The organism is Mycetocola miduiensis (assembly GCF_900115155.1).
Taxonomy (GTDB): Bacteria; Actinomycetota; Actinomycetes; order Actinomycetales; family Microbacteriaceae; genus Mycetocola_A; species Mycetocola_A miduiensis.
In genome coordinates this window covers 203,085-214,390 of sequence record NZ_FOVM01000004.1, presented here as the reverse complement: position 1 = coordinate 214,390, position 11,306 = coordinate 203,085, and the positions used below count along the sequence as shown (strand labels likewise).

Below are 11,306 nucleotides of genomic sequence, written 5' to 3'. Positions count from 1 at the left end.
TCTCACCCCGGTTGTACGCAGGACGCTCGGTCCGGTCCGGCCGGTTCTCCCCTCGGTTGTACGCGGGACGCTCGGAGCTGCGCGGTGCGCGCTCCCCACGGGTGTACGAAGGGCGCTCGGTGTTGCGGGCCGACGGTGCGTCGTAGCGCTCGTCGCGAGGGGCGCGCTGTTCGCGGGGCTCGTCGGAGTGACGGCGAGCGGCACGCTCATCGGCGTTCCAGCGAGCCTTCTTGGGGGCATCCCCTTCGACCGGGCGGTAGCCCCGGTGTCCGGCGCTACGGCTGCCGGGTGCGGATCCGGCCGGGCCGCCGCTCTTGCGGGCGTAGCCGGGCTCGAAGTTCTTGGCGGGTCGTCCGCCGGCTGGCTTTTTATTCTTGGGCATAGTTCTTTCCGGGTTTTATATATGCATGAATCGCAAGCGCGCGCAGCAAAACCGCGGCATTCTCATACCCGAGCAGTCGATGGCCGGGACCGTTTCACATCGTGTGAATACGTACGCGTTATCGCGACGTATAACCGGCCCACCAGACTTACAAACCCTTCCGCGGTACATCCCGCGGTGTCCAGAGCCGACTCGGCAACGTTACAGCACTCAGAGGCGCCTGTCACTATTCCGTCCGATATTGGGCGAAAAGGTCACAGATTCGCGGTAAATCCCCAGAGATGCCCCCTTCAGGGGTATTATTCAGTTATCCCCGCCTAACCCGGCGGGATCCCGAGTCCCGGGCTCGGGACGCCTGAACAAATGGAGGTGGAGCTTTGAGCTTCCTCGCGTTTCTTCTACTCGGTCTGATCGCTGGCGCGATCGCAAAGGCCATCCTTCCTGGCAGACAGGGTGGTGGCTGGTTCATGACACTGCTCCTCGGAGTCGTCGGTGCACTGCTCGGCGGCTGGTTGGGCTCCGTCATCTTCGGTATCGGCCTCGAGGAGTTCTGGAGCATCCAGACCTGGCTCGTCGCCATCGTCGGTGCCATCATCGTTCTGCTCATCTACGGTCTGGTCACGCGGAACTCCCGCAGGACAACGACCTAACCAGCCAGCGAATACATCGGATGCCTCCCCGCCCACGGCGGGGAGGCATCCGTCGTTAACAAGGGCCAAGGTGTGAATGGCCTGCGAACCCAGGCGAGAGGTTGAAATGACCGGCGAGCTTCGGAAAGGTGGGACACTTCATTCGCCAACCGGAAGGAAGCACATGCTCACCCTCACCGAGAACGCAAGCACCATCGTTCGGACCATCACCACCCAGTCCACCGGCACCGAAGAGGGCGGCCTCCGCATCTCAAGTCCTGCCGCCGAAAGCGCTGACCTTGCCGTGGCCGTCGCCGAATCTCCCGAGCCGCTCGACGAGGTCGTGGAGGTCGCCGGCGCTCGCGTCTTCCTCGAGGAGAACGCCGCAGCAGCGCTGGGCGACAAGATCCTCGACGCCCAGGTGGATGAAGACGGCGCGGTCCATTTCGCCATCGCCGACCAGTCACAAATTCCCCGTTAAACCGTTGTAACCGTCTCGAAGCAGAGATCCGCTGAACTGGGGGTATGACCTCCATTCTTCCAGGGACTAGTTGGACTCGGCGTCGTCTCGCTTGCGGTGGAGCGGCGAGCTGGAGGAGATCCTCGATCTCCTCCAGCTCGGCGGACTTCGCTCTCTCGCCGTGTCCGGCTGAGAACACGTTCGACAGCTATTGCATGGCGAGAATGTTCCGACACTGAGCATCGCTCCTGCCGCTCCCGATCAGCCGCCGATCCGACGCGACAGCGCTGCGGCTGCGGCTGCCACCTCGGACACCAGCGCGCCGACCTCCCGCTTACCTGCGCTTGGGAAGGTCACGGCAACCGACGCCGCAGGCCAGCCAACGTGGTCAGGGACCGCGACAGCCACGGATGCCATCCCCGCGGTGATCTCACCATCCTCCGTGGCGAACCCATCCGCAGACACTGTGTCGAGCACGGCCCGCAGCTCGCGGTAGCGCGTGGGACCCTTTCCCGTGCGATCGACGAACGCTGCGGCATCCGGGAACAGGGCACGCACCTGCTGCCTGGGCAACCGGGCGAGCATCGCCCGACCAGACGCCGTCAGATGTGCAGGGAGCCTGACGCCGACGTCGGTGACGAGGTGCGGCCGCTTCGGCGCCCGTTCCTCGACGATGTAGAGCACGTCGCGGCCGTGCAACACGGCAAGGTGCGCGCTCTCGCCCACCCGGTCGACGAGGTCGGCGAGCAGGGGGTGGCCGAGCCGACTGAGCGGCTGCTGGCGTGCGAAACCGCCGGACAGCTCGAACGCGGCGACGCCGAGGCCGTACCGCCTGGCCTCAGGCAGGTGGACGACGAACCCGCGCTCCTGCAGCACGGCCAGGAGGTGGTAGATCGTCGAGCGGGGCAGCTCGAGCGCCGCCGCGATCGAGGCCGCCGCCACCGGACCGCGCTGGGCGGCGAGGTGGCTGAGAATGCGGAGCGTCGCATCCGCCGCCGGCACCTTCGACTCGGTCATCCGCGCCTCCCTATTCTCACCTGCGGAGAATCGGGCGATTGCGGCCGGTATCGAAGCGCCTGGCCCGCTTTGCTCCTGAATCTCCGCAGTTGGCAACCGGGCTGTTGCTGCCCGAAACCGCCATGGCTCATCTGTCTGGAATCCCAGACTTCTCCGAGTGTAGAACCGTTGTCGTCGAAGCGCGACGGTGGTCGAATCAGAGCATGAGCGCTCTGTCCTCTCCGTCGCAGGCTCGACCCACTTCGAATCCTGCCTCCCCGGTCGCCCTCGGCGCCGGACCGGTCTCGTTGGAGGACGTCGTCCGCGTCGCCCGCCTGAATGCCGCGGTCGACCTCGATCCAGCGGCGCTCGACGGCGTCGCGGCGACTCGCCGCATCGTCGACGCCCTCGCGACCGACCCGGCAGGGCACTACGGCATCTCGACCGGGTTCGGGGCACTTGCGACCACGTTCATCGACCCCGACCGGCGCACGCATCTGCAGCGCAGCCTCATCCGTTCTCATGCTGCGGGCTCCGGCGCCGAGGTCGAGCGCGAGGTGGTGCGTGCGCTCATGCTCCTGCGACTGTCCACCCTGATGACCGGGCGAACGGGCGTGCGCGCCGAAACCGCCGAGACATACGCCGCTCTGCTCAACGCCGGGATCACGCCCGTCGTGCGCGAGTACGGGTCACTCGGCTGCTCAGGCGACCTGGCGCCGCTTGCCTCCTGCGCGCTGGCGGTGATGGGCGAAGGGCAGGTTCGGGATGCTGACGGCAGGCTCCGTGACGCCGCCGCCGCCCTCGCCGCCGCCGGGATCCGCCCGGTGGAGCTCGCCGAAAAGGAGGGCCTTGCCCTGATCAACGGCACCGACGGCATGCTCGGCATGCTCGTGCTCGCCCTAGCTGACCTCCAGACGCTGCTTCGGACCGCGGACGTCGCCGCCGCGATGAGCGTCGAGGCGCTGCTCGGCACGGATGCCGTCTTCGCTGCCGACCTGCATGCACTGCGGCCGCAGCTGGGCCAGGGTGATTCCGCCTGCAATCTTCGGGATCTCCTTGCCGGCTCGTCGATCGTCGCCTCCCATGCCGGACCGGAGTGCACCACCGTGCAGGACGCGTATTCCCTCCGCTGCAGCCCCCAGGTCCACGGTGCTGCGAGGGATACCGCCGCGCACGCAGCACTCGTCGCCGGCCGCGAGCTTGCGAGCGCGATCGACAACCCCGTCGTGACGGTCGACGGGCGGGTGGAGTCCAACGGCAACTTCCACGGCGCCCCCATCGGTTACGTCCTCGACTTCCTCGCCATTGCCGCCGCCGACGTCGCGTCGATGTCGGAACGCCGGACCGACCGGCACCTGGATGTTGCCCGGAACAAGGGACTGCCGCCCTTCCTCGCGCACGAAGTTGGCGTCGATTCCGGGTTGATGATCGCGCAATACACCGCCGCGGGCCTCGTGTCGGAACTGAAGCGTCTGGCCGTACCGGCATCCGTCGATTCCATCCCGTCGTCGGCGATGCAGGAAGACCACGTGTCGATGGGCTGGGCCGCCGCCCGCAAATTGCGCCGGTCGATCGACGGACTCGGCCGCGTGCTGGCGATCGAGGTGATGACGGCCGCGCGGTCGCTCGACCTGCGCGCCCCGCTGCGACCAGCGCCTGCGACCGCCGCTGTGCGCAACCTCGTCCGCACGGTTGTCGCCGGGCCCGGCCCCGACCGGCACATCTCCCCCGAGATCGATGCCGTGCACGACCTGGTGCGGACGAACGCGATAGCGGACGCAGCGGCATCCGTCACAGGGGGCCTCCGATGACCCGGCTGTCCATAACTCAGCCAATCCGTTCCGTTCAGGCCCGACTCGACCTAAACCCCGGCACTCCCCCGCGATCTGGCGGAGTTATGCGCACCGCGATCGCGGCATCCGCCACGAAAGGACAGAAATGATCGAAGCGCGGACCGTTCGGGCCGCACGAGGCCGCACCCTCTCCGCGAAAAGCTGGCAAACCGAGGGGCCACTGCGGATGCTCATGAACAACCTCGATCCGGATGTCGCGGAGCGGCCGGAGGACCTCGTGGTCTACGGCGGGACCGGCAAGGCCGCGCGGAACTGGGAAGCGTTCGACGCGATCGTACGGACCCTCGAATCGCTCGAGTCCGATGAGACGCTTCTCGTACAGTCCGGCAAGCCGGTGGGGGTGTTCCGCACGCACGAGTGGGCGCCGCGGGTGCTCATCGCGAACTCCAACCTCGTCGGGGACTGGGCCACCTGGCCCGAGTTCCGGCGCCTCGAAGCGCTCGGGCTGACGATGTATGGCCAGATGACCGCGGGGTCGTGGATTTACATCGGCACGCAGGGCATCCTGCAGGGCACGTATGAGACCTTCGCGGCCGTCGCGGCGAAACGGTTCGGTGGTAGCCTGGCCGGCACCCTGACCTTGACCGGCGGCGCTGGAGGGATGGGTGGAGCGCAGCCCCTCGCGGTCACCATGAACGACGGGGTGGTACTGATTGTCGACGTCGACGTCACCCGGCTTGAGCGCCGGGTCGACCACGGGTACCTCGACGAACTCGCCCCGTCGCTCGACGCTGCTGTCGAGCGGGTACTCGCCGCGAAGGCATCCAGAACGCCCCTCTCGGTCGGTGTCGTCGGCAACGCGGCAACCGTGTTCCCCGAGTTGCTGGATCGGCGCCTGCCGATCGACATCGTCACCGACCAGACCAGCGCCCACGACCCGCTCAGCTACCTGCCGGAGGGCATTTCCATCGACGAGTGGCACGCGCTGGCGGAACGGGACCCGGCCGGCTTCACGGAACGGGCCCGCGCATCGATGGCGAAGCAGGTCGACGCGATGGTCGGCTTTCAGGATGCCGGCGCTGAGGTTTTCGACTACGGAAACTCGATCCGCGCCGAGGCCCAGCTCGGTGGTTGCGAGCGCGCGTTCGACTTTCCCGGGTTCGTGCCCGCATACATCCGCCCGCTATTCGCCGAGGGCAAGGGGCCGTTCCGCTGGGCGGCGCTCTCCGGCGACCCGGCCGACATCGCCGCCACCGACCGCGCCATCCTCGAGTTGTTCCCCGCCGACGAGCATCTGCACCGCTGGATCACGAAGGCCCAGGAGAAGGTGCACTTCGAGGGCCTGCCCGCGCGGATCTGCTGGCTGGGCTATCAGGAACGCCACCTCGCCGGGCTGCGGTTCAACGAGATGGTGGCGTCGGGCGAGCTGACCGCACCGATCGTGATCGGGCGCGACCACCTGGACTCCGGCTCGGTCGCCTCCCCCTACCGCGAGACGGAGGGCATGGCCGACGGGTCGGATGCCATCGCAGACTGGCCGCTTCTCAACGCGCTGCTCAACACGGCATCCGGCGCGACGTGGGTCTCGATCCACCACGGCGGTGGCGTCGGTATCGGCCGTTCGATCCACGCAGGCCAGGTGATCGTCGCGGACGGCACCCCGCTCGCCGCGGAGAAGATCGCGCGCGTTCTCGTCAACGACCCGGGCAGCGGAGTGATGCGCCACGTCGACGCCGGCTATGAACGCGCTGCCGACGTCGCCCGTGAGCGAGGACTGCGGGTTCCCCTGTGGGAATCGTGATGTCGCGCCTTCTCACCAACATCGGCCAGCTCGTCACCAATGATCCCGAGCGGGATGGCATCCTGGGCCTTCTCGAGGACGCCGCCGTGGTGATCGAGAACGACCGCATCGGATGGGTTGGAGCGGCGGCGGATGCCCCAGCAGCCGATTCCGTGACGGATGTCGCGGGGGCGGCGGTTCTGCCGGGTTACGTCGACAGTCACACCCACCTCGTCTTCGGCGGGGACAGGGCCGATGAATTCGAGGCACGGATGGCGGGGCGGGCGTACTCGGCGGGTGGCATCCGCAGCACTGTGGCCGCAACAAGGGCGGCGACAGACGATGAGCTACGAACCCGGCTGGCCGGCTTCGTCGGCGAGTTACACGCCCAGGGCACGACGACGATGGAAATCAAGAGCGGGTACGGGCTCGGCGTTGCCGAGGAATCGAGGCTCGTGCGCCTCGCTGCGGAGGTGACGCCGGAGGTCACCTTCCTCGGTGCTCACGTGGTTCCTGCCGACTACGCCGACCGGGCGGACGACTACGTCGACCTCGTCACCGGCCCGATGCTCGATGCCTGCGCGCCGCACGCCCGGTGGATCGACGTGTTCTGTGAGGCCGGAGCATTCACCGTGGAGCAGTCCCGGCGCGTGCTCGAGGCAGGCGCCGCCCGTGGTCTCGGCATCCGGGTGCACGCCAACCAGCTCGGAACGGGCGGCGGGGTCCGGCTTGCGGTGGAGTTTGGGGCGGCAAGCGTCGACCACTGCACGTTCCTGGTCGACGGCGATGTGGCCGCACTTGCGGCATCCGAAACCGTATGCACCCTGTTGCCTGGAGTCGAGTTCTCGACTCGGCAGCCGTACCCGAACGCCCGCCGGCTGATCGACGCGGGCGTGAGGGTGGCGCTGGCGAGCGATTGCAATCCCGGCTCGAGCTTCACGTCGTCGATGGCGTTCTGCATCGCCGTTGCGGTGCGCGAGATGGGGATGACCCCGGCCGAGGCCGTGTGCGCGGCGACGGCCGGAGGTGCGGCAGCGTTGCGACGCACCGATATCGGTCGGGTCGTGCCTGGCGCTCGGGCTGATCTGCTGCAACTGAAAGCGCCCGGCTACCTGCACCTCGCCTACCGCCCAGGGGTTCCGCTGGTGGAGCGGGTCTGGAAGGACGGCGTGCTCGTCGTCGGTTGAGCCGGCTCCCCGGAACGCGGGCGCGGGTCTATTTGCGCGGCGCGGGTGCCGCTTCACCCGCGCGCGGCAAAAACACCTGCGCCCGCTCAGCGGGCAGCAAGCCCCGCCGCCACCTCGAGCACGCAGAGGGCCGCGAGCCGCACCGTTCGACCGTCCGGGGCGTCGAGGAGCGCGTCCACCTCGGTGATGTCGACGGAGCGCACCCGCGAATCTGCTCCAGCGGCACGGGCAGCGGTCCGGAGTTCATGGGCGGCGATTCCGCCCGGAACGGATGCCGGACAGGCCGGCGCCACCGCCCTGTCGCAAACGTCGACATCGAGGTCGACGTGGATCGGTCCGCCGCCGGCCCCAGCGAGGTCCAGCGCCTCGGCCATCACGTCGGCCATGGGCCTGCCGTACAACGCATCACGCGGGATCACCGTGATGCCCAGGTCCCGAGCCCTGTCGGTATACGCCCGCGAGTTCGCAAAATCGGCGATCCCCACCTGCACCACGCGGCGACCGTCGAGCCGGGCTTCGACCAGCCGTCGCACTGGTGAGCCGTTCGAGTACCCGTCGCGGAGGTCGTGGTGGGCGTCGAGCGTGACCAGCCCGGCGCGGGTGATGTCGTTCCCCCACGCCCCGAGCGCGGCTGGCACCGTCGCTGCGTTGTCGCCGCCAAGCGCGACGGTTACCGCCGCATGCCGGACGGCATCCGCCATCAACTCCCGCGCGGGCGGTTCGCCGTCCGGACCGTCGGGTTCGACGGCGTCCCCGAAATCAGCGAAGACGAGATCGTCGACGTTCCGCCCGCCAACGGATGCCGCGAAGGGAGTAAACCGGCGCAACGCCTCCCTGACGGCGGCGGGCGTCGCGTGGGCGGATGTGGGCGATAGCGACGTCCGCCAGGTGGGGATGCCGACGAGAGCGAGATCGATCGGCCCGTCGATGTCGCGCGGCCAGTTTCCGGCTCGAGGCCAGAGGGGGTCGGCGGGCAGCGAAGGAGTCGGCATGGGGGAACGTTAGCAAGCGTCAGTCAGGAGTGACAGCATCCGGGCCCCGCTTCGTACTGGGCCGCAATACCACGGAGGCCCTAGGCTGCGTGCATGGACGCAATGGGGCAGTCAGGAGCGCAGGTCGGGTCTCACTCAGTGGATCGGCGAACGATCGCCACGTACGCGGTCGGTTCCCTCGGAACCGGAGGATTTGCGACGCTCCCCGGCCTCGTCCTTCTCTACTTCCTCACCGACACGCTCGGGGTCGCGGCCCTCGTCGCCGGGATCGTCATCGCGGCGGCGAAGGTCTGGGATGTCCTCATCGACCCGGTGATCGGCATCCGCAGCGACCACAGCCTCGCCACCACGGGGTCACGTCGCCGGTTCATGATCCTCGGCGGCGTCACCCTCCCAGTGTTCTTCTTCCTCACCTTCGCTGTTCCGGCTGGACTCGGCCCCGCGGCATCCGCCGGGTGGGTCTTCGTCGCTTTCCTCTGCTGCGCCACAGCGTTCAGCCTGTTCCAGGTGCCGTACATCGCCCTCCCCGCCGAACTGGCGTCCGGATATGACGACCGCACGCGCCTGCTGACCTGGCGCGTGGTGGTACTCACACTCGCCATCCTCCTGTTCGGCGCCGGCGGCCCATTGCTGCGCGGGATCAGTGACGACCCGCGGGTCGGCTACCTCGTGATGGCAGCGGTCGCCGGGCTCGTTCTCGGCGCGGGGATGCTCGTGGCGTCGTCCGTCGCACCGAGCGACAAGCCGATCGCGCGACGTTCACCCGCCCAGTCCCCTGCCGCCGCTTACCGTGCCGGCCTCGACACGCTGCGTCGCAGCCGTCCGTTCCGCACGCTGCTCGGCACCTTCGTCCTCCAGGGGCTCGCCACAGGCATGATGCTCGCCGGCGCCCAATATGTCGCGACCTGGGTGCTGCGTTCGGAGGATGCCGTCACCCCGCTCTTCGTAGCGCTCATCGCCCCGGCGCTGCTGCTCGCCCCGGTGTGGGGCCGATTCGCGCGCCGCGTGGGCAAGGAACGCGCATTCGCCCTCGCCAGCACCCTCTTCGCCGTCGCGGCCCTCGCCCTCGTCGGCCTGCTGTGGGCACCGGGGCTGTGGGTCTACGCCCCCGTGGCGCTGGCCGGCGCCGCGTACGCCGGGATGCAGTCCCTGCCGATGGCCATGCTCCCCGATGTGATTTCGCACGACGCCCGCTCGAACGGGGAAGGCCATGCAGGAACCTTCGGCGGCGTGTGGACCGCAGGCGAAACGGCCGGGATGGCGTTCGGCGCGACGGTGCTCTCCATGATCCTGGCGACAACGGGGTATGCCGAGCGAGTCGCCGGCGCGTCAGTCGAGCAGTCGCCGTCCGCGATCCTGGGGATTGTGCTGAGCTTCAGCGTCGTCCCAGCGCTTCTCCTCGTCGCGAGCCTGTTCACGCTGCGGTGGTATCGCCTGAGGCAGAGCGACATCGACAGTCCCTCGCGCCCGGCCGAGAACCGGACCGTTGCCCGATGACATCCGCCCTCTCCGCCCGTTCCACCGAGATTCTCGCTGCGCTCACCAGGCTGAGGGAGGCGGACGCCCCCACCCACGGCGGCCACGTGCTGTCGTACGTTTACGACTCCGGCCGCGCCGAACTCGATCAGCTCGCGGCCGAGGCGATCCGAATCATGCAGCCGGTCAACGGCCTCGACCCGACGACGTTCCCCTCTGTGGCGGCGATGGAGCGGGACCTCGTCCGGTTCACGAGGCGGATGTTGCACGGAGATCAGGAGGTCGTCGGCACGGTCACCTCGGGCGGAACGGAAAGCTGCCTCCTGGCGGTGAAGACGGCGAGGGATGCCTGGCGTTCGGCGGGCGGTTCTGGAACGCCCCGCCTGCTGGCGCCCGTCACGGTGCATGCCGCGTTCTCGAAGGCAGCGCAATACTTCGGTCTCGAGCTCGACCTCGTTCCGGTCGACACGTCTGGGGTTCTCGAGCCGGCACAGCTCACGGAACGATTCGGCCCGGACGTCGCCCTCGTTGTCGTTTCGGCGCCGGCGTATCCGCATGCGTCGCTTGATCCCGTCGCGGATGTCGCCGCTGCCGCCGCGGCTGCGGGCATCGCGTGCCACGTCGATGCGTGCATCGGCGGTTTTGTGCTGCCGTGGTGGGTGGCCGAGGACGGCGGCGCGCTGCCTCTCTGGGACTTCGCCGTCGACGGTGTCACGAGCATGTCTGCCGACCTGCACAAGTTCGGGTACGCGCCGAAGGGAGCATCCGTTCTGCTGCACCGCGGCCGGGACCGGCAGCGGGCCCAGTACTTCGCGACCCGTCGCTGGCCCGGCTATCCGGTCGTCAACGCCACCATGCTCGGGTCGAAATCGGCGGGCGCCCTCGCCGCGGCGTGGGCGATCGTAGAGCGGCTGGGCGAGGACGGGTTCGCCGAGCTCGCGGCATCCTGCCAGCGGTCGACGGATGCCGTGACGGCCGCCGTGCGGACGATCGAGGGGCTGCTCGTGGTCGGCTCGCCCGTGGGGCCGTTGCTCGCCGTCGCTACCGACGACATGGTGCCCGAGGATCGGCGCGTCGATCCGCACCACTGGGCCGATGCGGTGCGCGAACACGGGTGGCTGCTGCAGTTGCAGCCGGGGCTGGTCCAGGCCGACGGGACCCGGCTGCCGCACGCCACCCATCTGACGATCACCCCGGTGACCGAGTCTGTGCTCCCGGACCTGCTCTTCGCGCTCACGTCCGCGGCCGACGAGGTGCGCGGGGTTCCAGCTGCTTTGGCGGGTTCGATCGTGCCGTCAGAGATCACCGACGTGCTCGCCAGCCTGGGGAACCGGGCCGACCCGCTCAGCTCGCAAGAGGCATCCGCCGTGCTTGCGGGTCTCGGCATTGGCGCGGGAGGGTCGGTGCTGCCGGGACGGATGGCCCCGCTCCTCGCCGTGCTCGAAGCGCTGCCTGCACAGCTCACCGAGAGGCTGCTGGTCGAGCTGCTGGCCGGCCTCGTCGACCCGTAGCCGCGCCGCTTCACTCCTAGCGGACGAAGACACCCGGCGCAGCGCATGCACCCGTCCGGGTCGCGTGCACTCGCGCACGGCGCCAAGCCGACGTCGGCCC

9 protein-coding genes and 1 pseudogene are annotated in these 11,306 nt (G+C 68.8%); 7 read left to right on the top strand and 3 right to left on the bottom strand.

The window, feature by feature from the left end:
• Nucleotides 1-382, bottom strand: a pseudogene (locus BM197_RS16295) (DEAD/DEAH box helicase); the annotation flags it as partial.
• A 377-nt stretch (nt 383-759) separates the two neighbouring features.
• On the opposite strand from BM197_RS16295, the gene BM197_RS08630 reads away from it, so the two are divergent.
• Together BM197_RS08630 and BM197_RS08625 are read left to right on the top strand one after the other, a co-directional pair.
• On the top strand, nt 760-1,032 hold the full coding sequence (locus tag BM197_RS08630; RefSeq protein ID WP_090710617.1) for a GlsB/YeaQ/YmgE family stress response membrane protein: 273 nt from the start codon (nt 760-762) through the stop codon (nt 1,030-1,032).
• 163 nt (nt 1,033-1,195) lie between these two features.
• The gene (locus BM197_RS08625) at nt 1,196-1,492 is read left to right on the top strand and encodes a hypothetical protein (RefSeq protein WP_090710614.1); all 297 of its coding nucleotides are present in this window, start codon (nt 1,196-1,198) and stop codon (nt 1,490-1,492) included.
• A gap of 240 nt (nt 1,493-1,732) precedes the next feature.
• Here BM197_RS08625 and BM197_RS08620 read toward each other — a convergent pair whose 3' ends face one another.
• On the bottom strand, nt 1,733-2,488 hold the full coding sequence (locus BM197_RS08620) for an IclR family transcriptional regulator (RefSeq protein ID WP_090710612.1): 756 nt from the start codon (nt 2,486-2,488) through the stop codon (nt 1,733-1,735).
• Between the two features lie 203 nt (nt 2,489-2,691).
• On the opposite strand from BM197_RS08620, the gene hutH reads away from it, so the two are divergent.
• The 3 genes from hutH (at nt 2,692) to hutI (ending at nt 7,227) form a co-directional block, all read left to right on the top strand.
• Entirely contained in the window at nt 2,692-4,278 is a 1,587-nt protein-coding gene (gene hutH, locus BM197_RS08615) for a histidine ammonia-lyase (RefSeq protein ID WP_090710610.1), read from the top strand.
• Nucleotides 4,279-4,405: 127 nt separating this feature from the next.
• Nucleotides 4,406-6,061, top strand: a complete 1,656-nt coding sequence (hutU, locus tag BM197_RS08610) for a urocanate hydratase (protein ID WP_090710608.1) — start codon at nt 4,406-4,408, stop codon at nt 6,059-6,061.
• On the top strand, nt 6,061-7,227 hold the full coding sequence (gene hutI / locus BM197_RS08605) for an imidazolonepropionase (protein ID WP_090710770.1): 1,167 nt from the start codon (nt 6,061-6,063) through the stop codon (nt 7,225-7,227). Before hutU ends, hutI begins: the two co-directional genes overlap by 1 nt.
• Before the next feature lie 86 nt (nt 7,228-7,313).
• Here hutI and BM197_RS08600 read toward each other — a convergent pair whose 3' ends face one another.
• Nucleotides 7,314-8,219, bottom strand: coding sequence for an arginase family protein (locus tag BM197_RS08600; protein WP_090710607.1), 906 nt, complete (start codon nt 8,217-8,219; stop codon nt 7,314-7,316).
• Nucleotides 8,220-8,321: 102 nt separating this feature from the next.
• On the opposite strand from BM197_RS08600, the gene BM197_RS08595 reads away from it, so the two are divergent.
• Nucleotides 8,322-9,716 carry an MFS transporter gene (locus BM197_RS08595; RefSeq protein ID WP_090710768.1) on the top strand — a complete coding sequence of 465 codons (1,395 nt, stop codon included), beginning with the start codon at nt 8,322-8,324 and terminating at the stop codon, nt 9,714-9,716.
• On the top strand, nt 9,713-11,206 hold the full coding sequence (locus BM197_RS08590; protein ID WP_090710605.1) for a pyridoxal phosphate-dependent decarboxylase family protein: 1,494 nt from the start codon (nt 9,713-9,715) through the stop codon (nt 11,204-11,206). The genes BM197_RS08595 and BM197_RS08590 overlap by 4 nt, the downstream gene beginning before the upstream one ends.
• Nucleotides 11,207-11,306: the final 100 nt, after the last annotated feature.